The 26,251-nt window shown below is 62.6% G+C and carries 24 protein-coding genes; 8 read left to right on the forward strand and 16 right to left on the reverse strand.

Translation table 11 applies throughout. From position 1 onward, the window contains the following. Positions 1-13 precede the first annotated feature (13 nt). The 11 genes from P9250_RS30615 to P9250_RS30665 form a co-directional block, all read right to left on the reverse strand. Positions 14-1,570, reverse strand: coding sequence for a carboxylesterase family protein (locus tag P9250_RS30615; protein WP_310396984.1), 1,557 nt, complete (start codon positions 1,568-1,570; stop codon positions 14-16). After that, positions 1,567-2,121 (reverse strand): carboxymuconolactone decarboxylase family protein, encoded by a 555-nt coding sequence (locus tag P9250_RS30620; protein ID WP_310396985.1) that lies wholly within the window; start codon positions 2,119-2,121, stop codon positions 1,567-1,569. Before P9250_RS30620 ends, P9250_RS30615 begins: the two co-directional genes overlap by 4 nt. Positions 2,122-2,138: 17 nt before the next feature. Continuing rightward, positions 2,139-2,972: an alpha/beta fold hydrolase gene (locus tag P9250_RS30625; RefSeq protein WP_310396987.1), complete on the reverse strand. Its 834-nt coding sequence runs from the start codon at positions 2,970-2,972 to the stop codon at positions 2,139-2,141. Positions 2,973-2,976: 4 nt separating this feature from the next. Next, positions 2,977-3,576, reverse strand: coding sequence for a DUF4286 family protein (locus tag P9250_RS30630; RefSeq protein WP_310396989.1), 600 nt, complete (start codon positions 3,574-3,576; stop codon positions 2,977-2,979). Continuing rightward, positions 3,573-4,394, reverse strand: coding sequence for an alpha/beta hydrolase (locus P9250_RS30635; protein ID WP_310396991.1), 822 nt, complete (start codon positions 4,392-4,394; stop codon positions 3,573-3,575). The genes P9250_RS30630 and P9250_RS30635 overlap by 4 nt, the downstream gene beginning before the upstream one ends. Before the next feature lie 116 nt (positions 4,395-4,510). Further along, positions 4,511-5,473 (reverse strand): LysR family transcriptional regulator, encoded by a 963-nt coding sequence (locus tag P9250_RS30640; RefSeq protein ID WP_310396993.1) that lies wholly within the window; start codon positions 5,471-5,473, stop codon positions 4,511-4,513. Between the two features lie 97 nt (positions 5,474-5,570). Next, positions 5,571-6,812: an amidohydrolase family protein gene (locus P9250_RS30645; RefSeq protein ID WP_310396995.1), complete on the reverse strand. Its 1,242-nt coding sequence runs from the start codon at positions 6,810-6,812 to the stop codon at positions 5,571-5,573. A 156-nt stretch (positions 6,813-6,968) separates the two neighbouring features. Next, positions 6,969-8,654 carry a GMC family oxidoreductase N-terminal domain-containing protein gene (locus P9250_RS30650; RefSeq protein ID WP_310396997.1) on the reverse strand — a complete coding sequence of 562 codons (1,686 nt, stop codon included), beginning with the start codon at positions 8,652-8,654 and terminating at the stop codon, positions 6,969-6,971. Beyond that, the gene (locus P9250_RS30655; RefSeq protein ID WP_310397000.1) at positions 8,654-10,027 is read right to left on the reverse strand and encodes an FAD-binding oxidoreductase; all 1,374 of its coding nucleotides are present in this window, start codon (positions 10,025-10,027) and stop codon (positions 8,654-8,656) included. Before P9250_RS30655 ends, P9250_RS30650 begins: the two co-directional genes overlap by 1 nt. 36 nt (positions 10,028-10,063) lie before the next feature. Then, positions 10,064-11,344, reverse strand: coding sequence for an MFS transporter (locus P9250_RS30660; protein ID WP_310397002.1), 1,281 nt, complete (start codon positions 11,342-11,344; stop codon positions 10,064-10,066). 88 nt (positions 11,345-11,432) lie between these two features. Continuing rightward, positions 11,433-12,203, reverse strand: a complete 771-nt coding sequence (locus P9250_RS30665) for an SDR family oxidoreductase (RefSeq protein ID WP_310397003.1) — start codon at positions 12,201-12,203, stop codon at positions 11,433-11,435. Positions 12,204-12,517: 314 nt separating this feature from the next. Here P9250_RS30665 and P9250_RS30670 point away from each other — a divergent pair, with 314 nt between their 5' ends. The 5 genes from P9250_RS30670 to P9250_RS30690 all read left to right on the forward strand — a co-directional run bounded on the left by P9250_RS30670 (position 12,518) and on the right by P9250_RS30690 (position 17,119). Next, positions 12,518-13,564, forward strand: a complete 1,047-nt coding sequence (locus tag P9250_RS30670; protein ID WP_310397005.1) for a porin — start codon at positions 12,518-12,520, stop codon at positions 13,562-13,564. 171 nt (positions 13,565-13,735) lie between these two features. Next, complete coding sequence (locus P9250_RS30675) at positions 13,736-14,530, forward strand: SDR family NAD(P)-dependent oxidoreductase (protein WP_310397007.1); 795 nt, start codon at positions 13,736-13,738, stop codon at positions 14,528-14,530. Between the two features lie 31 nt (positions 14,531-14,561). Then, complete coding sequence (locus P9250_RS30680) at positions 14,562-16,151, forward strand: NAD(P)/FAD-dependent oxidoreductase (RefSeq protein ID WP_310397009.1); 1,590 nt, start codon at positions 14,562-14,564, stop codon at positions 16,149-16,151. Further along, a complete protein-coding gene (locus tag P9250_RS30685) occupies positions 16,148-16,393 on the forward strand; it encodes a hypothetical protein (RefSeq protein ID WP_310397010.1) in 246 nt (81 codons plus the stop codon). Before P9250_RS30680 ends, P9250_RS30685 begins: the two co-directional genes overlap by 4 nt. Positions 16,394-16,420: 27 nt before the next feature. Further along, positions 16,421-17,119: a TetR family transcriptional regulator C-terminal domain-containing protein gene (locus tag P9250_RS30690; protein ID WP_310397012.1), complete on the forward strand. Its 699-nt coding sequence runs from the start codon at positions 16,421-16,423 to the stop codon at positions 17,117-17,119. A 378-nt stretch (positions 17,120-17,497) separates the two neighbouring features. Here P9250_RS30690 and P9250_RS30695 read toward each other — a convergent pair whose 3' ends face one another. The 5 genes from P9250_RS30695 to P9250_RS30715 all read right to left on the reverse strand — a co-directional run bounded on the left by P9250_RS30695 (position 17,498) and on the right by P9250_RS30715 (position 23,239). Next, a complete protein-coding gene (locus tag P9250_RS30695; RefSeq protein ID WP_310397013.1) occupies positions 17,498-18,124 on the reverse strand; it encodes a tyrosine-type recombinase/integrase in 627 nt (208 codons plus the stop codon). A gap of 270 nt (positions 18,125-18,394) precedes the next feature. Continuing rightward, positions 18,395-19,732 carry an MFS transporter gene (locus P9250_RS30700; protein WP_310397015.1) on the reverse strand — a complete coding sequence of 446 codons (1,338 nt, stop codon included), beginning with the start codon at positions 19,730-19,732 and terminating at the stop codon, positions 18,395-18,397. 121 nt (positions 19,733-19,853) lie between these two features. After that, positions 19,854-21,533, reverse strand: coding sequence for an MFS transporter (locus P9250_RS30705; RefSeq protein WP_310397018.1), 1,680 nt, complete (start codon positions 21,531-21,533; stop codon positions 19,854-19,856). 109 nt (positions 21,534-21,642) lie between these two features. Then, positions 21,643-22,296 (reverse strand): 4-carboxy-4-hydroxy-2-oxoadipate aldolase/oxaloacetate decarboxylase, encoded by a 654-nt coding sequence (locus P9250_RS30710; protein ID WP_310397020.1) that lies wholly within the window; start codon positions 22,294-22,296, stop codon positions 21,643-21,645. A 64-nt stretch (positions 22,297-22,360) separates the two neighbouring features. After that, the gene (locus P9250_RS30715; protein WP_310397022.1) at positions 22,361-23,239 is read right to left on the reverse strand and encodes a DUF1932 domain-containing protein; all 879 of its coding nucleotides are present in this window, start codon (positions 23,237-23,239) and stop codon (positions 22,361-22,363) included. 257 nt (positions 23,240-23,496) lie between these two features. On the opposite strand from P9250_RS30715, the gene P9250_RS30720 reads away from it, so the two are divergent. The 3 genes from P9250_RS30720 (at position 23,497) to P9250_RS30730 (ending at position 26,131) form a co-directional block, all read left to right on the forward strand. Beyond that, positions 23,497-24,171 carry a GntR family transcriptional regulator gene (locus P9250_RS30720; protein ID WP_310397024.1) on the forward strand — a complete coding sequence of 225 codons (675 nt, stop codon included), beginning with the start codon at positions 23,497-23,499 and terminating at the stop codon, positions 24,169-24,171. Further along, a complete protein-coding gene (locus P9250_RS30725; RefSeq protein WP_310397026.1) occupies positions 24,161-25,081 on the forward strand; it encodes an amidohydrolase family protein in 921 nt (306 codons plus the stop codon). Before P9250_RS30720 ends, P9250_RS30725 begins: the two co-directional genes overlap by 11 nt. A gap of 537 nt (positions 25,082-25,618) precedes the next feature. Then, positions 25,619-26,131: a hypothetical protein gene (locus P9250_RS30730; RefSeq protein WP_310397028.1), complete on the forward strand. Its 513-nt coding sequence runs from the start codon at positions 25,619-25,621 to the stop codon at positions 26,129-26,131. The last annotated feature ends 120 nt before the right edge of the window (positions 26,132-26,251 follow it).

Raw genomic sequence — 26,251 nt, forward strand, 5'->3', positions numbered from 1 at the left:
GTGTTCATGCTCTTCATGCGTTCGGAACGGTCTCACGCGCGGCCGAGCGCGCGCGCTGAAACCGGGCGTCGTGAAATTCGAGCGCTTCACGATTGAGCGGCTCGCCTGCTTCGATGCGATCGCCGAAGCGCATCGCGAGCGGCGCTTGCGGCGTGAAGGCGGGCCATGCGGGCAGGCCGTCGACATTCGGATTGCCGGTGCGCGCGAAAGCCACCCATCTGCGCGACATGTGATGCGCGATGAGCGCGTCTTGCGCCGTCCACGCCCAGGGCTGCTGCTTCAGGGTATCGAACACATACCAGAGCTCCGCGCCGTGATACGCGCCGTAGCCGTGCGGCGGCGCCGGTTCGTGAAAGCGCGCCGTCTGCGGCAAGGGAACGTCACGCTCGAAATTGAAGAGCCAGGTATCCGCGATGCCCGCGCGCGCCGCAAACTGCGCGTACTTGTACGGCTGATAGGCGAACGCCGTGTCGCGCCGGAGCAGATAGCTGGACTGCGCGGCCTCTTCGTCCGTCGCATGCGGATAGAGCCGCAGGAAAGCCTCGGCGTCGTCGCCATAAGTATTCGATGCGTGACGCATGAAGCCTTCGCGCGTATGCAGATCGGTCTGCGGATACGGCGCGGCTTCATTCGACGTATAGCCCGTGAGCACGGGCACGCGCGTTTCGCCGCCGCGTTCGAACACGGCCTGCACGCTGTCGGCGAGAAGCGTGCCGTCGATGATCGGATTCCACATGCCGCGCGGACCCGTCATGGCATCGGCGGGCATGTTGCGCAGTTCATCGAGCGAGCGAGCGCCGAGGCTAGCGAGTAGACGTTCGCCGTCCTGTTCCGCTTCGGCGAGCGTTTTCATCGGCGCGCCCATCGGCCCGCCTGCGAAGCGCCCGGAGCTATGCACGATCACGCGATGAAACAGCCCCCGCGCGCGCGGCGACGCGGCAAGCACGTTCACATGCGCCGCGCCCGCCGATTGGCCGAAGAGCGTCACGCAGGAAGGATCGCCGCCGAACGCGTCGATGTTGCGCCTCACCCATTGCAACGCGGCCACGAGGTCGAGACCAGCGTAGTTGCCCGACGCGCCCGACTCGCGCGTCAACTCGGGATGCGCGAGATAGCCGAGCGCGCCGAGCCGGTAGCTCACCGACACGACGACCGCGCCGAGCTTCGCGAGCTGAGTGCCGTCCGCGACAGGATGCGACGCGCTGCCGACCCGATGCCCGCCGCCGAAGATCCACACGATCACGGGCCGCTTCTCGCCGGAAGCACGCGCGCCGGCCCATACGTTCAGATACAGGCAATCTTCGCTGATGCCGCATTCGGGCGGACTCGCGAACGAGAACTGCCGCATGATGCTGTCGCCCGCGATGAGCGGCTGCACCGGCGCGGGGCCGAAGCGATCGGCGCGCCGCACGCCCTGCCACGGCTCGACCGGCTGCGGCGCGCGCCAGCGCAACGGACCGACGGGCGGCGCGGCGAACGGAATGCCTTTGAACACGCGGCAGGCGCCGTCTTCGCTGACGAGACCTTCGATGCGCCCGCTGTCGATCTCGACGATATCCGTGCGCATCATGAGCGGTCTCCGCCGAACGTCACCGCCTGCTTTGCTTGAACGCCGAACGCGTTGATCGTCATCGAGATCAGCGTGTAGTAGCCCGCCAGGCCGACGAGATCGATCACCGCGTCCTGCCCGAGCACCTCGACGGCGTGCGCGTACAGTGCATCGGAGACGGCGCGCTCGCGATGCAGCGCGGTCACGAAGTCGTGCACGGCCTGCTCATCGCACGCCGTGAAGGCCGGCGTGACGCCATCGCGAATGGCATCGACGATATCGGGCGCGATGCCCGCCTGCAACGCGAGCGGCGCGTGCGCTTCCCACTCGTACGGCGATTGCCAGATCGCGCCCGTCACGATGATGGCGAGCTCGGACAACCGCGCGGGCAGACAGGTTTCGTAGCGGCAATACTGGCCCAACGCCTGCGCATGCATGGCCAGCTTCGGCCGACGTAACCACACGGCCAGCGGTCCACGCACGCCGCCGCGCGGACCGGCCGCGATGGCCGCGTGTACTTGCGCCTGTTCCGCGTCGAGCGCGGATACATTGAGATCGGCGATTCGTTTCATGGGTGTTGGTCGTGAAGTCATGTCAGCTCCGCGACGAAACATCGGAGCACGTCGTTGAATGCGTCGGGGCGTTCGAGATTGGGCAGATGGCCCGCGTCGGGAATCGTCATGTAGCGCGCGTCAGGGGTTGCGTCGCTCATTTGCCGCATCACGGCGGGGAGCGCGCCATCGTTCGCGCCGGCGACATAGCGCACCGGCACGCGCAGATGCGGATAGTCCGCGCGAAAGTCGTACGACTGCATCGCGCGGGCGGCGGCGATGTAGCCCGCGGCGGAGGTCGCGCCGATCATGCGTCGCGCGTGCAGCACGCCATCCGTCGCGTGGGCGAGCGAGCCTGCCGTGAACCAGCGCGACACCGTGGGTTCGACGAGCGCCGCCATGCCTTCGTCCATCGCGATGCGCATGCGTGCGTGCCAGGTCTCGCGCGCGCCGGATGGCGCGGCCCACTGACCATCGCAGGCGAGCACGCCCGCCACGCGCGACGGATGCAATGCCGCGCAACGCAGCATCGTCACCGCGCCCATCGATACGCCGACGAGCAGCGCGCGTTCGACATCGAGCGCATCGAGAACGGCCACGACATCCTGCGCGAGCGTGTCGAAGGTCACTTCATCCGACGACACGGGCGTCATGCCGTGTCCGCGCTGATCGTAGCGAATCACGTTGCATCGATCCGCGAGCGAAGCGGCTTGCGCGGACCACAGCGAAAGATCGGTCGCATGGGAATTGCTGAAGACGATCGCGGGACCATTGGCGTTGCCGTCCAGTCTGACATTCAGCGGTCCGCGCGGCGTGTGCAGGTGAAAGCATTCACCCCGGCGCGATGCATGAAGCGTGGTCGTGTTGCTCATGCCGTCAGCCTCGCGTGTAGGGAACGTACAGGTTGAACACGTTCGCGCCGTGTCCCTTCAGCGCTGCCAGCGGCTCGTGAAGCGCCGTGGCCGAGATCGGCGCATTGAAGCCGACCATCAGCCAGAGCGACGTGGCGTCGTCCTCGCGCGCTTCGAAGCCACGAACATGCACGACATCGTCGCGCGCGCCGAGACGTTCGTGAGCCTGCGCGAGCAGCGCGTGCGACTCCTTCACGCGTGGATAGCAAGCGATGAGCAGGCGGGATACCGGACGGTCATCGCAGTGCGGCGGATTTGCGCTCAAAGCCGTCGCGATGACCCTGCGACGTCCACACGTGCGCGGCAGCATGCGCTTGCTCCACGGCGTGGACTGCGCGCCGGATGCGGCGAGATAGGCGTCGCTGCGCAGCGCATCGGGCGATTCGAGATCGTAGAGCGCGCCATAGCGCGGCCAGCCATCCACGCACACCCAGCGAGATGCCGACTCGAAGCCCGGCATCGCGCGGCGCTGCGGAAAATGCTCGGTGTCGTACCAATCGTTGAACTCTTCTTCGAGGGCCGCGGGCGGCTCCATCAAAACGAGCAAGAGAGCGTTTGACGTCATGCGTGTACTCCGGGATGCGCGCGGCGGTCACGCGTGAAGTCGAGAATGTGCCGGGCGAGTTCATCGGGCGCCTGGACCGGCATCACGTGAGCGCAATCGAGCTCGGCGTAGCGCGCATCCGCGAAGAGCGGCACCAGCGACCGCACGTAGGAAGGCGGACGCAGCGGATCGCGTCTGCCCGCCAGCAGCAGACACGGATAGTCGATTGATGAAAGCCGATCATCGAGCGTGAAGTCGATCAGCGCGCGATTGGCGAGACCATAGGACACCGGATCGTTGGCGAGCCAGCGCGCGCGATACGTGTCGAAGCGCTTGTCCGCGCGTTGATCGGCGGGATAAGAACGGTCCAGCGATGCATCGGCGATGGCGCGCATGCCGGATCGCTCCGCTTGCTGCATGCGCGCTTCGAGATATGAACGGCGCGCGGCATCCGTCGAAAGCGCGGGCGCGCAGAGCACGATTCCCGCGACGCGATCCGCGAAACGCGCGGCGAATGCCAGCGCGGCGGCCGCGCCCGCCGCGACGCCGACGAGCCACAGCCGCCCATCGAACTCGATATGCCGCGCGAGCTGCATCGCATCGTTCGCATGATCCGTCATGCAAAAGTGACGGCGCACCTTTTCGGACAGGCCGTGTCCGCGCTGATCGAAACGCAGCACGCGGAACCGCGCGCTCAACGCGTCGATCACGCCGTCCCAGCTATGCACGCTGCCGCCCAGTTCATGGAACAGCACCATCCCTGCCCCGCTGCCGCGCACGTCATAGCGCAGGCTCACTTCGCCGGTATCGTGAAAGCCGCTCGCTTCTGCCTGGTACAAGACTCGTCTCCCTTCGTGCATCGTTTAGAGAGACTGTATGCGAGCGTTTTGCGCCTGCCTACGCCACGCCCGGCAAAGCAGCTATGAGCAAACGGGAACGGCTGCCGATAAACCGCTCAATCGGCGTCGAGCGCGCCGTCTTCAGGCGCGAGATCGAGACCCTCTGCGGGAAAGGTCCAGCCCATCGCGGGCGCGAGCTCCTGCGCCGCTTCGCGGATCAGCCGCGACACATGACGCACCGCGACCGTCGAAGGCCGTGTCGATGATGCGCTCAGGTAGATCGGCCGCTCCAGCACGGGCTCGACGATGCACGCGGCGCTCAGGCGTCCGCGCTGAATCTCGGGCAGCACCGAGGCCATCGAAAGCACGCCATAGCCGACGCCCGCGATGACCATCTCCTTCGTCAGCGCGACCGACTCCATCTCCGCGACCACGTTCCAGCTAAAGCCATGCTGACGCGCGGTGTGCTCCAGGCTCAGGCGCATCGCGTTCGGCGCACCGGGTTGAAGCACCGGCACGCCCGCAAGCCGCGCGAGCGGAATGGTTTCATCCTGCGTGAGCGGATCGCCGGGCGGACCGACGAGGCAAAGCTGAATCTTCGCGACGGGCTGCTCGAACACGCAGCCCGCGCCTTTGCGCAGCACGAAGCCGAGATCGCAGACGCCCGTCGCCAGCCATTGTTCGATGTTGCCGCTTAAGCCCTCCGACGCGTGAATGATCACATCGGGCAGCGCCTTTCGCGCCTCGCTAACGACCTTGGTCATCAATGAACTGGCGATGGACGGCAGGCAGGCGATGCGCACGGTGCCGCGCACCGTGCCCGCGCTCTCGCTGATTTCGGCTTCGAGCGATTTGGCGTCATTGAGCAGCGCGCGCGCTTTCGGCAGGATGCGTTCGCCCAGTTCGGTAAGCGAGACGCCGCGCCCCGTGCGATGCAGCAGGCGTCCACGGCATTCCGTTTCCAGCGCGGACAACTGGCGGCTCAGCGCCGACGGCACGAGCCCGTAACGCGCGGCGGCTTTCGACAGGCTGCCGAGCTCCGCGACGCAAGCGAACGCCTCCAGTTTTGCGAGGTCCATCGATGTCTCCGGCCGTTCGTGCTCTCGTATTGCAGGACAGACAGTATAGGCGCGGGCCGCGCGAAGTCTCCATTCGCAACAACCCGCGAGACGCATGTCAGCGCGCGAATTCCGCCGTTTCGCTCACCTGCCGCGCGGGCGCGGGCGCCTTGCGGAACGCGCCGTCCTTCATGATCGCGAGCAGCTTCGCGCGGTCCTGAAGAATCGTGACGTCGTCGAGCGGATTGCCGTCGACCAGCAGCAGATCGGCGAGAAAGCTCTCCCTGATCTGCCCGAGTTCGGAACCCATGCCCATGAGATCCGCGCCCCATTGGGTCGCGGCGACGAGCACGTCCTTCGCGGGCCACGAGAACAGCTTGACGAAGAGTTCGAGATCGCGGGCGTTCTCGCCGATCGGATTCCACGGAAAACCGTAGTCGCCGCCCGGCAGCACGCGAATGCCGCGCTTGCGCATGCGTGCATAGACCTCGATGTTGCGTTCGAGCGCATCGAAGTAGCCGTTTTTCTCCGCCACTTCGCGCGTGAAGCCGAACGCTTCGCCGAGATACGCCTTCGCATACACGATACCGATGGCCGGCGCGGTGAAGACATCGTCGCGGCGCGCTTCGAGCAGATCGAGCGCTTCCTCGTCCGCGTGCGTGCAGTGATAGATCACGCGAAAGCCGTGGCGCGCGGCCATCTTCACGGCCTCGGGCGCCTGTGCGTGCGCGGCGAGCCAGATGCCCTGCCCGCGCGCGGCGACGCCCGCCGCGGCCACTTCCTCGTCGGTGTATTCGACATCGAGCGAGCCGCCCTTGCCGAACGCGTCGTCGCCGGACAAGAGCAGCTTGACGGACTGCACGCCGTCCTGCGCGGCATGCGCGATGAACTGCGCGAGCGCTTCGGGACCGCTGCGCGACTTGTCGGCATCGGCGGCGCGTTCGAACGTGGACGGCACGAGGCGCGGTCCCGGCAGATAGCCGCCGTCGATCTCCTTCTTCAGCGCCACTTCGAAGCGCGCGCCCTTCGAGCCCGCCGAATACGCGCTCGTGAAACCGCTGTCGAGCAGCACGGCCGCGTTGTGCGCCGTGATGAGCAGATGCTCTTCCGCCGGCAGAGTGCGCTCGCGAATGATGCGCCCCGTCGACGATGCGAACGACAGATGCGCGTGCGCCTCGATCAGGCCGGGCATCAGCGTCGCGCCGTTGCCGTCGATCACGCGCGCATCGCCTTCGTCGACGGGCTGCGTGCCGCGCGTCACGCTCACGATGCGCTGCCCCTCGACGCGCACCGCACCGGCGAACGGCTCCGCGCCGCTGCCATCGAAAATATTCACGTTCCTGAACAAGACTGAAGTCATCTGGCCTGGCCTTTGAAGACGTTTGGAAAGACGCGCGGCGCATGCTTCCCGCGCCCGGTCGATGGCACCAGTCTAACGAGCGATATCGCGTGTTTTAAGGGGTTCGCGCTGCAAACCAGTTGTGCTTTGCATGCACACGTGAAGCCCTTGATGCGTTCAATGAACGCGTTCACGCGACGGCTCTATGCCCTCCGCATCCTGCGCAAAAACAGCGGGCGGCAGCGCGCGTCCGAGCAGCAGATCCGCCGCTTTTTCCGCGACCATGATGGTCGGCGCATTCAGGTTGCCGCTGACGACATTGGGCATCACGGAGGCATCGGCGATGCGCAGTCCTTCGATGCCATGCACACGCAAGTGCGGATCGACCACGGCATGACTGTCGATGCCGATCGCGCAGGTGCCACACGGATGACACGCGGTGCGCGCGTTCTGCCGCAGAAAGGCCTGCAGATCGGCATCGCTCGACCGGGCCGGACCCGGCGCGACTTCATCGTCGACGAGCGCGCGCAGCGAGGGCATCGAGAACAGCTCGCGCGTCTGTCGGATCGCGCGCACGAGCGACTCGCGGTCCTCGGCATCCGCGAGCATGTTCGACACGACCTGCGGCGGCGCCGCCGGATCGCGCGACTGAAGCCGCAGCACGCCCCGGCTCTTCGGCCGCAACAGCGCATTGCGCGCCGTCACGATGTTGGAGGTCGGGCCGCGCACGCCGGGAAACCAGAGGCGCGCATCCATCGATACGGGGCTGAAGAAGAACTGCACGTCCGGCCGTTCGAGCGTCGGCAACGTCTTGCGAAACGCCCAGCAGGACAGCGGAATCTGTGCGAACGCGCCGGTGCCGAAGAGCTTCCATTGCAGCACCGCCCGCGCCGCGCGATCGAAGCGCAAGAAGCGGTTGAAGGTCACGTCGCCGAGCGCGCGATACATCATCGCGACGACGACGTGATCCTGCAGATTGCGCCCGACGCCCGGAAGGTCCGCGACCGGATCGATGCCGAGCGCGCGCAGTTCGTCCGCCTGGCCGATGCCGGAGAGCATCAGCAATTGCGGCGAGTTGTACGCGCCGCCCGCGACGACGATTTCGCGCTCCGCGAACACGCTCGCCATGGCCCCGTCGCGTCGATACTCCACGCCCACGGCGCGCCGCCCGGAAAACAGGATGCGGCTCGCGAGCGCATTGCATTCGACGGTGAGATTGGGCCGCCGCATCGCGGGTCGCAGATAGCGCTCCGCCGTGCTCGCCCGCCTGCCTCCGCCGATGGTGAACTCGACATTCGCGAAGCCTTCGAGCGACGGGCCGCAGTAGTCGTCGTTGATGCGCTCGCCGAGATGCGCGGCCGCCTGCATCATCGCGGGATGAAAGGGATCGTCGACGGGCTCGCCACGGCTCACCGCGAGCGGCCCGCTGCCGCCGTGCCAGGGCGTCTCGCCGCGCCAGCTCGACTCCGCGCGCCGGAAGTAAGGCAGCACGTTCGCGTAGTCCCAACCCGTCGCGCCGGCCGCCGCCCAGTCGTCGTAATCCTGGCGATCGCCGCGCGCGTATGTCATGCCGTTGATCGCGCCCGTGCCGCCGAGCACCTTGCCGCGCTGAAGCGGCAGCGCGCGGTCGTCGGCATGCGGTTCGGCCGCGCTGCTGTAGCCCCACATCAGCGACGGCTCCTTGAGCAGCGCATAGAACGCGGCGGGCATCGGCATGTAGCGATGACGGCGGTCCGGCCCGGCTTCGAGCAACAGCACGCGCACGGAGGCATCCTCGGAGAGCCGCGCGGCGAGCGCGCAGCCCGCCGAGCCGCCGCCCACGACGATGTAATCGAAGCGGCGCGATGCAGGCAGGCTGCTCATCAGCGCGTCTCCGCCGTCAGGAAGGACAGGAACACGCCGTTTGGATCGTGCTGCGCGCGCAGACGTTCGAGCTTGTCGCTGACTTCGTCGGAAAGATATTTGTCGGGGCGTGCGAGCATGTTCTCGTCGTTCATCTGACCGCCCGCCGAAAGGTCTTCCAGCTTGCGCATCTGCTCGACGGGCCACGCATCCATCGCGGCGTCCTCCGATGGATCGCTCCAGATCGAATACGCGCCCAGATAGATATCGCCCTGCACCGACAGCACCAGATCGCCGAGCGGCTTCACCGGTCCCCAGTTGAACCAGAACACATGGGAGCGCGGTGTCGGCAGCGACGTGAAAAGCTCACGCATGCGCGGAATCAGTTCGCCCGCCGGCGCGTTCGTGTAGAGATTGTCGCAGGCGTAGCGATAGCCCACGGGATCGGCGGCCGTGCCGCTTACGTAACGCTCGGTCAGGTTCGTCGGCTGGAAGGTTTTGCGTTTGGTCGCGCGATCCACCACCGGGCACCGCTCGAACATCGCGAGCGCTTCGTCGGCCTGTTCGTCCGTGTTGGTGATGGCGAGCGCGGAGAGCGTCAGACGCACCGGCGCCCAGTTGCCGTCCGGATCGTGCGCCGTCGATGTAATCACCAGTTCGACGAACGGCGGCACGTCGTTCGCGATCTCGCGCGCCCAGGTGAGCAGCTCTTCGAGCACATCGGCGGGATAAACATAGACGCTGCTCTTCATCACGGCGGGTAGCGGATGCGCCGTCAGCCTGAAGCGCGTCACCACGCCGAAGTAACCCGCGCCCGAGCCGCGCACGGCCCACCAGAAGTCGCGGTTCGTATGCTCGTCCGCGTAGATGATTTCGCCTTGCGCTGTCACCACCTCGACACCCGCGATCTGCGCGCAGCCGTTACCCCACAGACGCGAGTTCCAGCCGAAACCGCCGCACATCAGAAAGCCGCCGACCGCGACCGTCGAATGATGGCCCGTCGGCACGATGAGACCGTGCGGCTTGAGCGCGTCGTTGACCTTCTCGCCCTTCGCGCCGGGACCGACCCAGACATGACGCGTTTCGGTATCCACGTCGATGCTGTTGAGCCGCGACACGTCGATCAGCATCGCGCCGTCGCGCAGATGCGGCGAGGTCCAGCTATGCCCGCCCGAGCGCACACCGACCTTCAGGCCATGCTTCGCGGCATGGCGCACGGCGATCGCGACTTCAGCGGCGCTTTCCGCCACGACGATCACCTTCGGATAGCGGTTCGGCTTGTTCGCGCGCCACACCGCGGCGCCGCGCGCGTCTTCGTATCCTTCGTCGCCCTGCCAGAACACCTTGCCTTCGAGCGCATCCAGTTCATTGCTTTCGTTCACTGCGATATCCATCCGTCTTCTCCAAATCTCTTTCGTTGCGCGATCGCGTCAGGGATGCGCCGAGCCCGTTTCGAGCCGGCTATCGACCTTCATGAAAAGCGGCTCCTGTTCCGCGGGAAAGCGGCGGAAGAACATGAGCAGCGCGGCGGCGGCGAGCAGCACGACGACCAGCGTCCACAAAGCCGGGCCATAGCCGCCCGCGCCCTGCCCGATATGCGCCGTGGTGACCGGGCCGATGCCCGAGCCGAGCGCGAACAGCGAGAAGCACGCCCCGTAGATGCGGCTGTAGTGCTTTAGTCCGAAGTAGCGGCTCGCCATGTACGCGAAGGTGTCGACTTCCGCGCCCGCCGCGAGACCGATCAGCATCGCCGCGACGAAGGCCGACGACCCCGTCGCGCCGGTGGCAAACATCGCCGCGCCGATGACCGGCAGCAGCAGGAAGGCCATCGCGACGCGCGCCGCGAAGAAGCGGTCGAGCAGCCAACCGGTGATGATCCGCCCGAACACGAGCGCGCCCCACAGCGACGCCTGGATGATGCCCGCGATGTTGGCCGGATCGCCCGCCTTCTTCACGATGGGCACGAGGTTGAACATGATGCTCTGCACGCCGAACGCGACGAGGAACGACACCGCGAGCAGCATCCAGAACTGCCGCGTGCGCGCGGCCTCGTGCAGGCTCATGCCCCAGTCGCGGTTGATGGTCGTGTCGCTGCCTGGCGCGCCGCCATCGACGCGCAGGCCCATCGAAGCGGGCTCGTCGCGCAGGATCATGTACAGCATCGGCGCGGCGAACAGGCCGATGAAGGCCGCGAACCAGCCGAACGACGCGCGCCAGCCGATCGACGCGAACATCGTGCTGACCGCGAGCGACCACAGCACGCCGCCGAGCCCCGTGCCCGCGAGCGCCACGCCGAGCGCGAGGCCGCGCCTGCGATGGAACCAGCGCGAGATCATCGTCGTGAAGCCGATCGCGGTGCAGCCGCTGCACAACAGCGCGAAGGCGGCGAAGCGCGCGTAGAACAGCACGAGCGAATCGCTCATGAAGCGAAACGACAGAATGATGAGCGCCTCGATGACGAACGAAGCGATGATGACCTTGCGCGCGCCGAGCCGGTCGACGAGCGCGCCGATGAACGGTCCGACCAGCACGCCCGCCGTCGTCGTGAAGATGTTCGCGGCCATGACCTGCTGCACGGACCAGCCGAACTCGCGGTTGAGCGGGCCGGCGAGCAGGCCGAGCGTCGCCGGAATCAGCACCGCGAAACTGCAGGCGATGCCGAATCCCGACGCGAATGTAATGATCCAGCCGTAGAAAAAGCGTGACTTCATGGGTGTCGATCCTCTGTGTCGTTCTGATTTGCCGATTTCGGTGCGCATCGTGTCTCCTCTTTGCGCATCCGGCAGGGACGCGTTAGCTTCAGCCGGCCATCACACCTCCGTCAACGGGAAAATTGGCGCCGGTCACCCAGCCCGATTCGTCGGAAGCGAGATAGACCGCGCACCACGCGATGTCTTCCGGGCGGCCGAGCCGTTTCATCGGAATGCGCGCGAGCAGGCGCTCGCGCACTTCGCCTTGCGTGGCGCCCGCGTATTCCGTCGCGGGCGTGACGATGAGGCCGGGCGAGATGGTGTTGGCGCGGATCGTCGGGCCGCCTTCGAGCGCGAGCTGGCGCGTCATCGCGAGCACCGCCGCCTTTCCCGCGCAATGCGCGGCCATGCCGAAGCTCACCGACGCGCGAAACGCCGACACCGACGCGAAGTTGATGATCGAGGCCGCCGCGCTGCGCTGGAGATATGGCCACGCGAGCTTGCAGGCGAGAAACACCAGATCGACCTCGCCGACCATCGTCGGGGTCCACTGGCTCGCGTAGTCCATCTCGGCCACGGACGCCATGTGGGGCGGGATCGCCGCCGCGTTGAGCAGCACGTCGATGCGTCCGTAACGCTCCCCCGCATGCTCGATGAAGCGCCGCACGTCTTCCGGTTGGGTAAGATCGCACGGCGCCACGGCATCGATGGACAGACCGCGCTCGCGTGCCTCGTCGGCGGTGGCGGCGGCGGTGCGTGCATCGATGTCGCAGCCGATCACGGTCGCACCTTCCTGCGCGAACAGCATCGCGCATCCTTTACCGATGCCGCCACCGATACCCGTCACCAGCGCCACCTTGCCGCTCAGTCTTCCTGCCATGTCTCGCTCCATGTTGTGGCCGCCCGCGCCGCCCGTGCCTCGTTCGTCCCGGCCAGCCGGTTTCGCCCGGTTTTCGGAAGACTGTAGGGGCGCCGAGCGCCCTTGCCTATCGCCAAACCGGCAAACCAGTTGTGCGTCGGAAGGAACGCGCCGCGTCGCCAATCCCGCACAACTGGTTTGCTCCTCTAGCAATGGTTTTCCGAGTCCCACTCCATTAACTTTCGCTCGTGGCAACTCGACGAACTGGATTCACGGCGCCGCCCACTGCAGGCGCGCCATGTGAAGCGAATAAAACAACGATGTCTGGAGACTGGATGAGATCCCAACGACTCGCCGCCGTCGCGGCGCTTGGCACCTGCGTTTCCCTCGGCGCGCATGCGCAAAGTTCGGTTACGCTCGGCGGATATGTCGATAGCTATTTTCAGCACGCCATCACCGGGCAGGGCACGGTGAACGGACTCGGCAACGGCGCGCTCAATCAAAGCCGCTTCTTCCTGTCGGGCGTCGAAGACCTCGGCGGCGGCACGAAAGCACTCTTCGATCTGGAAGCGCCGTTCAATCCGAACACTGGCGTGGGCGCGACGTCCTTTTTCAGCCGCAATGCCTATCTGGCCCTGCGCAACGACGCATACGGTGAATTGCGCATGGGCCGTGTGACGACGCTGCAAAACGACATTTTGTCGAGCTTCTGGATGGCGCGCTGGGGCGCTTCCGAGAACGCGTTTCTGTTTCAGGGCTACACGGTGATGAACACCAACAACACGGTGCGTTACGAATCGCCTTCGCTGTACGGCCTGGTGCTCGATGCCCAATATTCCTTCGGCGCCAATGGCAACGCCGCGGGCAATCTCTGGGAGGTGAAGGGCCAATACGATTTCGGCGGGCTGCGCGTGGCAGGCGGCTTCTATCGCTCGAAATCGCCGCATGACGTGAATTTCCCCAATTCGATGCTCTCGATGGTCACCGCCGGCGCGAGCTACGCCTTCGCCTATGCCATTCCCTACGTGCTGTATCAGCGCGTCTTCACCACCGATGCCACCGGCACGGCGGCGGTGAACCGCTATAACGTCGACTTTGCGCTTGCCATTCCGTTCGGGGCGACGTCCGTGCGCTTCGACTACGGCCTCACGCGCGATCAGGCCGTCGCCAATGCAAACGCCGATTCCGCGAGCGTGCGCGTGGACTACAGCCTCTCGAAACGCACCATCGTGTATGCGGGCGTAAGCAAGGTCTGGAACGGCGAGAACGCCTACTATCAGGCGACCAGCGCGTCGGGTAGCACACCGGTTTCGACCGTGACGACCGCTTACCTCGGAAAGAATTCCACCTCGTTCATCGTCGGCATGCGTACGGCGTTCTAGCGGCACGGTGCTCGTGGCGCGCTGCCCTGTCGGCGCGCGACGATCCGCAGGTCGCCAGCGTGTTCGTTGTTCCACGGGTAAACCCCCGAGCGCGTCATTGCGTATTGAAAGGCCAGTCGGCACGCGCTAAATTACCATCGATAGTAATAAAGAGCAAAGGAGTCGGAGAGCATGGATTTCAACGGGAAGGTGGTGCTTATCACGGGCGCGGGGCGCGGCATCGGCGAGGCGCTCGCGCACCAGCTCGCAGGCGAAGGCGCACGCGCCGTGATCGCCGATATCGATGCGGCGCGCGCGCACGCTGTGGCCGCGGCGCTCGCCGAAAGTGGCGCGCAATCGCTCGCCGTCACGTGCGATGTCGGCGATGCAGCGTCCATCGAAGCGGCGCGCGGGCGCATCGTCGAGCGCTTCGGACGCGTCGACGTGCTCATCAACAACGCCGCCGCACAGCAGTTCGGCCCCGGCGACGTGCGCACGATCGATCTTGACCGTTATCGTCAATCGTTCGAGATCAACGTGCTCGGCGACGTCCGCATGGTCGAGGCGTTTGTGCCTGACATGATCGAGCGACGTAGCGGCTACATCGTCAATACGGCTTCGTCGCTCGTGATCCGGCCGAATCCGGTCGTGCAGCATTTGATGCCCTACGTGACATCGAAAGGCGCCGTGCTGGCGTGGACCTATGCGTTGTCCTGCGCGATGAAACCGCATGGCATCGGCGTGTCGCTGTTCTGCCCAGGACTCACCGCCACGCGTCCCGATGGGCTCACCTATCCGCAACGCATGGGCTGGTTCGAGCGCACGCCCGGCGAACTGGCGACTCCCGGAAGCATGACCGATTGCGCGACGCGCCTGCGGCAAGGGCTGCGCGAGGAACGCTTCGCAATTTCCTCCGAGCCCGACTACGAAGAGGCGCTGGTGGACTTCGCGCGCGCCGGCCTCGATCCCAACTTCTATTCCGCTTGATCCGGAACACCGATTCATCAGGAGACATGTAATGCCGCAATTCGATGTCGTCGTCATGGGCGCGGGCCACAACGGGCTCGTCGCCGCCGCTTATCTCGCCAAGGCGGGCAAGAGCGTGCTCGTTCTGGAGCGCGCGTCCTTCTACGGAGGCGGCGTGGTCACTCGCGAGATCACCTTGCCCGGATTTCATCACGACACGCACTCGTCGTCGCACGTCATGCTGGCCGGCAATCCGATGATGACCGAGGACGAACTCGGCCTTTTGTCACGCTTCGGGTTGAAGTACGTCGCGATGGACAAGCCGCAAGCCACACTCTTCGCCGATGGCAGCCACATCGTCACGCATCGCAACTCGGACCAGACCTGCGAGTCGATCGCGAAGTTCTCCGAGAAGGACGCCGAGACCTATCGACGCTTCGCCGCGCAAAGCGAAAAGCTCCTGCCGATGTTCCTGCAGGGCATGTACGCGCCGCCCGCGCCGACCGGCCCGTTTCTCGCGATGCTTTCGCAAAGCCCTGAAGGCCGCGACATCTTCCAGATGATGACGCGCAGCCCGCTGGACTTCGTCGACGACATGTTCGAGAACGAGCAGGTGAAGATCCACATGCTGAAGCCTTCAGCCGAACTGCTGCACTTTCCCGACGAAGGCGGCACCGCGATGGGCCTGTTCCTGTTCCCGGCACTGATGCACAAGTTCGGATCGCCGAAACCCATCGGCGGCAGCGGCAAGCTGTCGGATGCGCTCGTGCAATGCATTCGGCACTTCGGCGGTGAAGTGGTCTGCAATCGTGAAGTGCGCAAGGTGCTCACGAGCGGCGATCGCGCGGTCGGTCTCGAGACCACCGACGGCGAGCAATACATGGCGCGCGATGCGGTCATCGCGGCGATTCACCCGAAGGTGCTCGACCGCTTCGTGGATGGCCTCGCGCCGCCGCTCATCAAGCGCGCCAAAGCCGGCAAATTCTCGTCGTTCAATGTGCTTCAGGTGCACATGGCGCTCGACCAGCCGCTCGAATTCCGCGCGGGCAAGTCGCTCGAAAGCTGTCAGATGGTTCAGTACTGCCATACGGACAGACTGTCGGAGTTCCTCAAGGAATACGATCCGCTGCGGCACGGCGAGATTCCCGCTAACCAGATTCTTTCCGGTCAGGACCAGACGCGTATCGATGCGACGCGCGCGCCTGCCGGCAAGGGCATCGCGTTCACGCAGGCGTTCGTGCCGTATCGGCTCGCGGAAGGCGGCGCGGCGCGCTGGGACGAAGTGAAGCACGAGATCGGCGAACAGGCGCTCGAAGGCGCCCGCAAGTTCGTAAGCAATCTCGATGAGGGCAACATCCTCGCGCGTGAAGTTCAAAGCCCGCTGGATCACGAACGCGATTCACCCAACAGTTTCGTCGAGGGAGATATTCACGGGCTCGGCGGCAACTTCTTCCAGAGCGGCGGCAATCGCCCGACGCCTGAGCTCTCGGACTATCGCGTTCCGGGCGTGAAACGCCTCTATCTCGTCGGCCCGTTCATGCACCCTGGCGGCAGCGTGTTCGGCGCGGGACGCAACACCGTGATGAACGTATTCTCGGACATCGGTCTCAACTTCGATCGCGTACGCAAGGCGGCTGTATGAAAATTTATTCTTCGGATGGTCAGGAAATGATGACGGTGACGTCGTTCGAACGCGAGGGGTCCAGCCTCGTCGTAAAAGGCATGATCTTCGGCGCCATGCCGATGTCGGCGGAGTTGCGGCCGGAGGAGGCGCGCGCGGCGCTCAAGCTGCTCGACTTGAAAACGCTCTGGCTTTTGCTGACAATCGCCTTCCGGCGCAGCAAGTCGGAAGCGCCTTCCGTCGCGGCCCGGGAAGGTCTGTAAAGCGCCGCTCTCCAACTTTCAGACGCGATGCCAAAGCCAGCCACTGTCACACCGCAAGCCGGAACGAAGCGCAAACCACGCGCGGTCAAGCGACCGAGTGGACGTCCGGGCGCCGACGCACCGGCGATCGGACGTGACACCATCGTCGAATGTGCGTGCGAGCTTCTGCGCAAGCTTCCTCCAAGCAAGATCACGCGCTCGGAGGTGGCGCGTCTTGCGGGCGTCGACCCATCTCTCGCGCGCTATTACTTCCGCGACGGCCAAAGCATGCTGCTCGCCGTCGCCGAAAGGCTCACAGAGCAGTTTGCGCATCGTGTCGATCGCTTCGTCGCCGCGTCCGATGGCACACCACAGGAGGCGCTGAAGGCACGGATCAGGTCGCTGATGGCGCTGCAGGTCGAGTATCCCTTCTTTCACCAGCTCATCGCGCAGGAGGTGATGGAGTCTGCTGATCCGACCGCACGGCGCCTGATGGAAAGGCTGACCGACAGTGGCATGCGCGCCTATCAGGCGATCATCGACTCCGGGGTCGCTGACCAGTCGATGCGCGCGGTCGATGGGCAGCAGCTCTTTCTCGCGGTCGTAGGCATGTGCGAGTCCTTCGTCACCGGTTTGCCCATGCTGCGCTTTGCTCGTGCAAAGACGATCGACGTCCTGGCCGAAAGCAGACGCTACGAAGAATTCATCTGCGAACTCGTGCTTCGTGGCGTGCTCGCGCGGTCATAAAAGTCCACGGCGGATGGCGAGGTCGACCACGCCCACTCGCGCGCGCAGTGGTCGTCATCGCCCCGGTGCCAAGATCCACGGATCAAATGGAGCATCTTGTCGAAGAACGCGCTCGTGAGACTCTACCCCACGTAACCATTCTTTAGCCATCCAGAGTAAGCCGGTGTATCCCGCACATATTCCATGTTCACATCCGTGGGCTGAAGATCGGCTTCACACGTGTTCAGTGAAGAGCGAAACACTATTCTGAACAACTTCCACGACCCTGGAATTCGTATGGCCGGTTAGACGAGTTGAGCAGCCGATCGAGTGTCCAGCGCCACCCAATGCCGAATGACCGGAAGTGGCCGACAAGCGCACGCTCGTCGGCCACGGAAACTAGACTTCCGTTTGCTCAGCCATCTCAAGTGCGTCGTCTACCTCGATCCCAAGGTACCGCACCGTGCTCTCGATCTTTGTGTGGCCCAATAGCAATTGGACTGCGCGCAGGTTCTTGGTGCGGCGATAGATCAACGACGCTTTTGTTCGTCGCATTGTGTGCGTACCGTAAGCGCTGTCGTCCAATCCGATCGACGCGATCCAACGATGAACGATGCGCGCATACTGACGCGTTGACACATGCGCTGAGGCATGCAGCCGACTTGGAAACAAATAATCGGTAGGCTTCAACCCTTGAGCACAAATCCAAGCCGAATCACTTTGACGAGTCTGCTCTGTTATTTCAAACTGAACCGGTCGATGTGTTTTCTGCTGCATGAATGTCGCGCGAGCTACAACATGCCCTCCCATGCAGATATCTTGGACCTGCAGTCGCGTCAGATCGCATGCTCGGAGCTTACTGTCGATAGCCAAGTTGAATAGCGCCAACTCGCGAGCGTTGGATGACATCTGGAGTCTTGTCCGAATCGCCCAGATCTCACGAAGCTTCAACGGAGGCTTCTGTCCGGTCAGCCTCCCCTTATTCCACGGCACCCGACGAGCGGGCGAACAATTAAGCGCTTCCATGGCAACCTCCTCTTCGATGAAGGGAGATCAATCTTGCGCTCACGCCAGCGGTCGCTGTTCGACCCGTAAGAGACGATCGCACCGGTCCGGCTCGATGGCCGTTTGCTAAGCTACTGCGGCCATCTGTGCGTCGACAACCATCTGTCCGACGTTCCACCGAAATCGTCTATGTCTCCCGATCCAGCGGTCCATTATGAGTGAGGTGCGTGCGGGGGCAATCTACCCGCGCGGGCAGCGAGTATCGGGACCACGGGGTTTGCGCCAACGCGCTCAACCCGCCATCGCTGGTTTCAACTTCGCGCGAAGACGTTGCTCTGCTTCCTTGACGAACCTCAACCGTACAACGAGTATGCCGGCGGCGACGAGCGTCAGGCTCACGAACGTCAACCCCGCGTAGATGGAACCTGTCGTGTCTTTTATCGCACCGAACGCAACCGGGCCAACGAAGCCACCCAAATTGGCAATTGAATTGATCGCCGCAAGGCCAACGGCCGCCGAGGAACCGGTCAAGAAAAGTGACGGCATCGCCCAGAAGGGGCCATACGGTGCGTAGATGGCAGCGGTGATAACGACGAGCAGCGCGACGGAAACCCAAATATTGCCCGCCGAAAGCGCCATCAAAACGAGGGCAGCACCCGCCACCAAGAGCGGCAACGCAACGTGCCACCGTCGCTCGCCAGTCCTGTCCGAGCGACGGGCCCACCACACCATCACAACGGTCGCCACTGCGTAAGGCAGGCCATTCACGAAACCCACTGCGGTGCTGCTGAGCTCTTGTCCCAAGCCCTTGACGATTTGAGGGGAATAGAACGCGAGCACATACACCGCAACAGACTTGGCGTAATAGATAAATGCAAGCAGCCAAATGCGCGCGCCACTCAGACTACTCCAGAACGATACGTCTCCATGTTGCTTGACCTTCGCGGCAGCCTCAGCTTCGAGGACGCCTACCAGCCAGGTCTTCTCTTCTTCGCTCAACCATTTCGCATCGCGCGGATGGTCGACCAAGATGCGCAGCGCGAGGAACCCGACAAGCACTGCAGGCAGTCCTTCAAGGATGAACACCCAACGCCAGGAAGCGATGCCATTCCAATGGACGTGGTCGAGGATGATGCCGGACAGCGGGCCTGCGATAAGCGTCGCAATCGGTAATGCGATCATGAAGAGCGCCACCACCCGAGCACGCTGCCGCTCCGGAAACCAATACGTCAAATACAACAGCACGCATGGGAAAAATCCCGCCTCCGCGATGCCCAGAATTGTCCGAATAACGGCAAGCTGCACGTAGCTCTGCACGAGACCCGTGCAAGCGGCGACCGCGCCCCAGGTGAACAAGATGCGCGCAATCCACTTACGCGCACCGTATCGATGCATCAATATGTTGCTCGGCACTTCGAACAAGAAGTAACCAACGGTGAAAAGGCCCGCTGCAATGCCGAACTGCGTGGATGTAATCCCTAGGTCCGGGTTCATCTTGAGCGCAGCAAACCCGATGTTGGAGCGATCGATGAAGGCAATGATATAAAGCACGACGAGAAAGGGAAGAATTCGCCATTGAATTTTCCGAATCGTCGCCTGATGGTGGTCGGTCTGTGCTGCGGTGGACATGCTGTGTCTCCCTCCTGGGACCAGCGCTCTCGATCTTTCGATGAGCGCGCGTGCGCCAGGGTTGATTGATTACTGCTTCAACGACGGTTCGTCCTACTTCGGGCCCCACTCCGACGCTTGCTTACGTCTCGGCGCGGGACGCGTCGCCGGCTACCTCTTCCGATTGCTTCATGAATCGAGATTCAGGCAAAAAGAAGAAACCGATGACCGCAACAACGCCCGCAACTACTGTCGGGTACCAGAGGCCGAAGTAGATGTCGCCTGTCGCGGCGACCATCGCAAAGGCTGTCGCGGGCATAAATCCACCAAACCATCCGTTGCCGATGTTGTACGGAAGCGAAGTAGCTGTGTAACGGACCTGCGGCGGGAACAATTCGACCAGCCACGCGGCGGCGGGACTGTACACCATGGTCAGGTAGATGACCGGAATCATGATGAGCAGAATTAGCATCGGCTTATTGACGGCCGATGGATCCGCACTCTTCGGATAACCGTGCTGCACAAGTGCGGCAGTCAGCGATTCAGTGAACGCCTTGATACGTTGAGTGACCTGCGCTGCGCTAAGGCCCTGAAGGCTACCAAGTTCGACAACCTGGCTGCCCACGGTCACGACCGTGGCTGGCCCGCTCGACTGGGACGCGGTGTAATTCACTGCATTTTTCGCCAGTGCCGCTTTCGCCACGTCGCACGGCTTGTTGAATGTGCTCGTGCCAACAGGGTTGAACTGGAAGCTGCAGTCGCTCAGATTCGTTTCGAGTTTCACGGGCGAGGTAGCCTGTGCGTACTCCAGTGCCGGATTCGCGTAGTGCATGATTCCCTTGTAAATCGGGAAGTAGGTCAGCGCGGCAATTGCACAGCCGGTGAGAATCACCGGTTTGCGGCCGATACGGTCGGACAACCAACCGCACAACACATAAAACGGAAGGCACAGGACCAGCGCGATGGTCAGGACCTCATTGGTCAACTTTCCGTCCAGCTTCACCGCTTGCAGCAGGAAGAACTGAATGTAGAACTGTCCCGTGTATGCAACCACGCCGAGCCCTGCGGTGCAGCCAAGCAGAGACGCAATCACAAGCTTTCTGTTCCTGGCGTTGCCGAACGTGTCACGTAGCGGCGACTTGGATTGCTCCCCTTTATCCTGCATCCGCTTGAATTCCGGACTCTCGTTAAGCTTCACGCGAATCCACAACGAGATGCCGAGCAGGACAATGGAAAACAGGAACGGAAGACGCCATCCCCAATCTCCGAACGAGTCTTCGCCGACACCGGAACGCACGCCCAGAATAACGAAGAGGGAAAGGAGCAGACCGAGCGTGCCAGTCGTCTGAATCCACGACGTGTGCAAACCGCGTTTTTCGGCGCTCGAATGTTCGGCCACATAGGTCACCGCACCGCCATACTCACCGCCCACGGCAAGGCCCTGCAGCAGTCGGAGCACGATGAGCAGAATTGGAGATGCGATCCCAAGGGTTTCATACGAAGGCAGCAGCCCGACAATAAAAGTCGGCAAACCCATCAACACAATGGTGACGAGGAAGGTGCGCTTTCTCCCAGCGATGTCGCCAATGACGCCAAACACGAGCGAGCCGAACGGCCGAACGATGAACCCTGCTGCAAATGCAAACAGGGCGAAAATAAAGCCGGCGGTTGGATTCACGCCAGAGAAAAACTGCTTCGCGATAATCGCGGAGAGCGAACCATAGAGATAAAAGTCGTACCACTCGAACATCGTCCCGAGGGACGATGCAATGATGACCTTCCTTCGCTCACTCGACGACGTTTGGGATTTCAAGGCAAGCATTCCAGTCTCCTACTATCTCGTTCAGGAGCCGGAACCTGCGGCTTCCAACGGTTCCGGCGGGGTCGTTGCGCTGACGACTATCCGATGGCCTCTGTCAGCAGAGCGCTACTTAAACCATCCTGAACTTTTCCAGCTTGTCTCCCAAGCCGAGCAGCTCGACCATGCTCTTGCCAGCGGCGATTCCTTCGCGGATTCCGTTTTCCTTGTCCTCGCGCGCGCGGCTGAGGCGAATGACCTCTTCGACTTCGTCCTGTGCGACGACGACCAGTCCGTCGCGGTCACCGACTACGATGTCGCCTGGATTCACGACAACGCCGCCGATGGTGACGGGAACGTTGACCTTCCCGGGTTGATTCTTATTGGTGCCTTTGATGGACAGGCCGCGCGAGAACGTCGGAAAGCCCAGCTCGATGATGGTATTTGCGTCACGAACAGAACCGTCGATGACCAACCCGACAATGCCCTGTTTCTGCGCAGCCAGCGTGAGGAGATCGCCCCACGGACCTGCCTCGATGAAGCCTTTGGCATCTATCACGAGCACGTCGCCTGGCTTCGCCTTCGTCAGCGAGTAGTGAATCGCCAGGTTATCGCTGGGGCGAATGTCAACGGTCAGCGCGCGGCCAGCCAGACGCACCGTCGGGTCGATGGGGCGCAGTGCGCCGTCAATTGCGCCTTTCTGGCCTTGCGCTTCGTGAATCGTTGCGGTGCCGAGTTGCTTGAGCGCTTCGATTTGTTCATTGGTAACGGACATGACCTTCTCCAAAACAATAGGGTGAGCAGGGGCCTGACAGCCGCACTGCCAAATGGACTTAGGGATTTCGTTGGGGCTAAGCTGCTGCTTTCTCAGGCTCTGACGAGAGCCAGGTAAGCGCATCGGCCAGCGCGGGCTTCTCGGTGGGAAGCGGAAATGCGTCGAGCTTGTCCGCGGTTCGTGCAAAGCGATGCTGCACACCGTCAAGAACATCCGACACGATGCCGATCGCAGCAAGTTGGCGCTCTGCCTCTTCGACTTCATGCTGACGGCGACGAGCATGGATAACGTGCGTCGTCACCAGCATCTCGAGGAACTGCGGCAACGAGGCCTTATCGATGTCCTGTAGCACCTCGTAAAGCGCCGGGCGCAGCCCTTGTCGTTCCGCTGCCATCAACACCTCAACGGCCAGCGCCTCCATACCCTTCGTAAATACGCTGCGCAAGATCTTCAGCGACATCGCGTCCCCGGCACGGCCGTCCGGAAGGACTCGCGGCGCCACACCTGCAGCTTCGGCCAGAATGGCTGAAAACAAGGTCGCACCATCCCCTGAGCAAAGCAGCGGGGTACGTGCGCCAAAAAGTGCAATCGCCCCCATGATCGCCACGTCGGCGTATGCGATTTTCTGCGAATTCGCGAGGGCCTCCCCCTGACGCTTCGTCTCCGGAGATGCTGTCGTGAAGTCGGCGAACAATGCTCCTGGCTTCATGTACTTGAAACAGCTCTGGGCAACCTCATGCGATTTCGTCCCTACAACACATGAAAAAACGCAGTTGGCCTCGGAAAGCCACGGCCCCACTGCCTCGTTGATAGGCCAATTGACGTCGCTTGCAAGCTTTGCCGCCAGTTCCGATACCCGCTGCTCGCACAGCATCAACTTGTTTTGAGCCACGCCCGCAAGTGCGCTCGCGTAGCAACGCCCGACCTCACCCAACCCCACGATTGCAATATTCATGAACTCCTCCTTGTGACGGGTTAACAGTACAAATAAAATACAATCGTCACAAGTGGACTTAGTGGAATGCCGGGAAAACCCCTAAACTATGGCATTCTTGACGAGTGGCAGGGCAGGTCCGGGACAATCGAAAAACAATGTATGATGTAGAATCACTAAGGGCAGGAGACGGTGCATCTGATGGGAGTGGTTCGCCAAACGGGTAGTCGGGGCGGACCGACTGCCGGTCGAGAGAGCTACACAAGATGAAAAAAGGAATGGAATCCGCCTACGACACGATGCGTAAGCGCATCCTGTCGGGCCAGTACGAGCCGGGCACGCAGCTGAAAGAGGAACACCTCGCTGAAGAACTTGGCATGAGCCGAACGCCGGTAAGGGCCGCGCTGAAGAAGCTGTCTGACGACAAACTGGTCTCCGTCGAGGCAAACCGCGGTGTGTTCGTTGCGGGATGGACGCGGTGGGACATCGAAGAGATGTTCAGTCTTCGCGCCCTACTGGAGCCGCACGCCGCGCGGCTTGCCGCCGGGCATGCCACGGATGACGACATCGATGAATTGAATCGAATCAACGCTGAGATGGCCAGCGCGATTAAGAGCCAGTCGGAGGATGCAGTTCTGCGGATACAAGCAGCCAATCGAGCGTTTCACATGCAGCTACTCGATTGCGCCAAGTCCCAGCGCCTGAAATCGATGCTGGTCACGCTCATCGACATGCCGGTCATCACACGGTCCTTCTTCCTCTACTCTGCACCGGACTTCGCACGAAGCCTCCAGCAGCACGAGGACATCGCCTACGCTGTGCAGACACACGACGGCCAACTGGCCTGTAGTCTGATGGAGTCGCACATTCGCTTGTCGTATCGTCGCTTCATGAAAGAGCGAATTGACTCCGGCCAGAGGCTGAATCAGGCACAGACGCCGCATGAGCATTAACTTGCGCAAGGCCGGCGCTCAGACAGCCAATACAAAGAAAGAACAATCCAGTGGTGAGCATTTCGACATGATCCCTTTCTCTGCCGGCGATAGTCGCCCTACTGTCGCGCTGCCTGAAGACGCTTGCGACTGCCACATGCACGTTTTCGATGACCGGCTGCCCCCAGTTGCTGGCGCGCTACTTACACCGCCCACCGCAACGATTGACGACTATCGAAAACTGCAGGCAAGGCTTGGATGCAGCCGTCATGTGCTCGTGCAGCCTTCGACGTACGGCACTGACAACAGCTTAATGGTGTCGGTCCTCCGCGACAATCGCACCATGACTCGAGGTGTTGCGGTCGTCAATGACAGAGTGACCGACGTTGAGCTTCTCGCGCTCGCCGATGCTGGCGTCGTCGGCATCCGATTCAATCAGGTGCAAGCCGGCGCGACGTCACTCGACATGCTGCATACGCTCGCTCCCCGAATCGATAAATTGGGCTGGCATATCCAGCTTCATCTGACTGGACAACAACTCATCGAGAGCGCACAGCTGCTATTGGCACTCGACGTTCCGGTTGTCCTTGACCACTATGCGCGGTTGCATCTTTTCCCAAGACTGGCGAGCGAAGTGACAGAAAGCCTTCTAAGGCTCATGGATTCTGGTCGCGTCTGGCTCAAGCTCTCCGCGCCGTACCTGTCGAGTCAGGGCCAACATCCGCCATACACCGACTTGGGGAAGGCTCTTGAATTTCTGACGCACAGATTCCCAGAACGGCTCGTATGGGGTTCTGACTGGCCTCATGCGACCGAACAAAAAAAGCCGGATGACGCCAAGATGTTGGATTGGCTGGCGGGGCAGACATCCATTTCGATGCTGAAGAAATCTGTATTTGTCGATAACGCCGCCTCGCTGTACGGTTTTTAGTTGGCTCGTGCGTCGGAGTCACACGCCGACGCGTATCGATAAGCAGACTTCCGGCTGGCTGATCACGAAGCCTGCATTGGACGACAGATGCGATCCCTTGGCCTGGTCCGGCAGACTGCTATCGGTATGAAGCTGCCATCTGAATGTCCGAGCGACGCTAGTATCGAACGTCTCAAAGTGGGCCGACCACGGTCCCATGCCAATAGACCGCTTGCCCAGGTCGGCTCGCGTCGGACCGCGACCGGACCCAAATCGGACTGCCAACGCTTCGACATAAGGACAGCCCTTTACAAGTGAAGCCGGCGATCATCAAATGTAATCTTACTATTATCGAAGGCGGTGTCCGCGACCGGCGCTTCCGGAAACGCCCGCGCGCCGGCGATTGGGCGCGGTTCGTCGAACTGTAAGAATTCCTCGGAGTTTTTCGATGATCCGCGCCCTAACGTTGTTAATCGTCGTCCTGGCTGTTTCGATTGTTGCGCTGGCATCGCTCGGCCTTGCCTATAAGTGGCCAGAGGCATCGTATGGCCTAGCAGCGTGGGTTCAAGCCATTGGTTCAATTTAGCCATCGTCGGAGCGTATCTCATCGGCGAGCGTCAAGCATCCGCAGCGCAACGTCAGAACGATGCGAACGTACAAGCACGCGAGCAAGCACGCCGGCTCGCCTACATTGAGATCGGTCGCGTCGCAATGGACGCGGCGAGAGAATACAACGAATCATTTGAAGCCGGATCGACAGGCTCCTTACTTCTTTCGCTGACGGCATCACCCGGCAGGTTGCTGGACGCTGCAGATGCTCTCAAGCAAATTCCGCTTCACGAAGTCGGGTCGGCCGAAGCTATATCCGCGATCGCCGGGCTCCGCGCCACGTTACTGAGCCTTGAAGACAAAATGGCCGCTCTAACAGCGGCCTTGCGCTCCGCGGGTGATAGAGGCAGCAAGGAGTCACGTGACGCATACCCTTACGCCCACGAAATGCGCGGTCTCATTCGCCACGCTGAACATCAATTCGCAAGACTTGAGTCGGCATTGAATGGCTCAAACGCATAACTGCCGCGAGACGGCGCTCTCAAAGGGGAACTTACGACCCCTTCTCTGCCGCTCAACAGTCGACGATCTCAATGTCTCTTACCACGGCTGAACCGCCGGACGGTTGAATTGCTGAAGCGA

The sequence above is a fragment of the Caballeronia sp. LP006 genome (assembly GCF_031450995.1).
Lineage (GTDB): Bacteria > Pseudomonadota > Gammaproteobacteria > Burkholderiales > Burkholderiaceae > Caballeronia.

What these genes read in the sequence shown, in the direction of transcription:
- P9250_RS30700 (WP_310397015.1), bottom strand. Translation starts at nt 19,732, where the DNA reads ATGTCCACCGCAGCACAGACCGACCACCATCAGGCGACGATTCGGAAA.
- P9250_RS30620 (WP_310396985.1), bottom strand. Translation starts at nt 2,121, where the DNA reads ATGAAACGAATCGCCGATCTCAATGTATCCGCGCTCGACGCGGAACAG.
- P9250_RS30645 (WP_310396995.1), bottom strand. Translation starts at nt 6,812, where the DNA reads ATGACTTCAGTCTTGTTCAGGAACGTGAATATTTTCGATGGCAGCGGC.
- P9250_RS30650 (WP_310396997.1), bottom strand. Translation starts at nt 8,654, where the DNA reads ATGAGCAGCCTGCCTGCATCGCGCCGCTTCGATTACATCGTCGTGGGC.
- P9250_RS30680 (WP_310397009.1), top strand. Translation starts at nt 14,562, where the DNA reads ATGCCGCAATTCGATGTCGTCGTCATGGGCGCGGGCCACAACGGGCTC.
- P9250_RS30665 (WP_310397003.1), bottom strand. Translation starts at nt 12,203, where the DNA reads ATGGCAGGAAGACTGAGCGGCAAGGTGGCGCTGGTGACGGGTATCGGT.
- P9250_RS30690 (WP_310397012.1), top strand. Translation starts at nt 16,421, where the DNA reads ATGCCAAAGCCAGCCACTGTCACACCGCAAGCCGGAACGAAGCGCAAA.
- P9250_RS30630 (WP_310396989.1), bottom strand. Translation starts at nt 3,576, where the DNA reads ATGACGTCAAACGCTCTCTTGCTCGTTTTGATGGAGCCGCCCGCGGCC.
- P9250_RS30715 (WP_310397022.1), bottom strand. Translation starts at nt 23,239, where the DNA reads ATGAATATTGCAATCGTGGGGTTGGGTGAGGTCGGGCGTTGCTACGCG.
- P9250_RS30670 (WP_310397005.1), top strand. Translation starts at nt 12,518, where the DNA reads ATGAGATCCCAACGACTCGCCGCCGTCGCGGCGCTTGGCACCTGCGTT.
- P9250_RS30655 (WP_310397000.1), bottom strand. Translation starts at nt 10,027, where the DNA reads ATGGATATCGCAGTGAACGAAAGCAATGAACTGGATGCGCTCGAAGGC.
- P9250_RS30625 (WP_310396987.1), bottom strand. Translation starts at nt 2,972, where the DNA reads ATGAGCAACACGACCACGCTTCATGCATCGCGCCGGGGTGAATGCTTT.
- P9250_RS30675 (WP_310397007.1), top strand. Translation starts at nt 13,736, where the DNA reads ATGGATTTCAACGGGAAGGTGGTGCTTATCACGGGCGCGGGGCGCGGC.
- P9250_RS30685 (WP_310397010.1), top strand. Translation starts at nt 16,148, where the DNA reads ATGAAAATTTATTCTTCGGATGGTCAGGAAATGATGACGGTGACGTCG.
- P9250_RS30705 (WP_310397018.1), bottom strand. Translation starts at nt 21,533, where the DNA reads ATGCTTGCCTTGAAATCCCAAACGTCGTCGAGTGAGCGAAGGAAGGTC.
- P9250_RS30725 (WP_310397026.1), top strand. Translation starts at nt 24,161, where the DNA reads ATGAGCATTAACTTGCGCAAGGCCGGCGCTCAGACAGCCAATACAAAG.
- P9250_RS30695 (WP_310397013.1), bottom strand. Translation starts at nt 18,124, where the DNA reads ATGGAAGCGCTTAATTGTTCGCCCGCTCGTCGGGTGCCGTGGAATAAG.
- P9250_RS30640 (WP_310396993.1), bottom strand. Translation starts at nt 5,473, where the DNA reads ATGGACCTCGCAAAACTGGAGGCGTTCGCTTGCGTCGCGGAGCTCGGC.
- P9250_RS30615 (WP_310396984.1), bottom strand. Translation starts at nt 1,570, where the DNA reads ATGATGCGCACGGATATCGTCGAGATCGACAGCGGGCGCATCGAAGGT.
- P9250_RS30660 (WP_310397002.1), bottom strand. Translation starts at nt 11,344, where the DNA reads ATGAAGTCACGCTTTTTCTACGGCTGGATCATTACATTCGCGTCGGGA.
- P9250_RS30720 (WP_310397024.1), top strand. Translation starts at nt 23,497, where the DNA reads ATGGAATCCGCCTACGACACGATGCGTAAGCGCATCCTGTCGGGCCAG.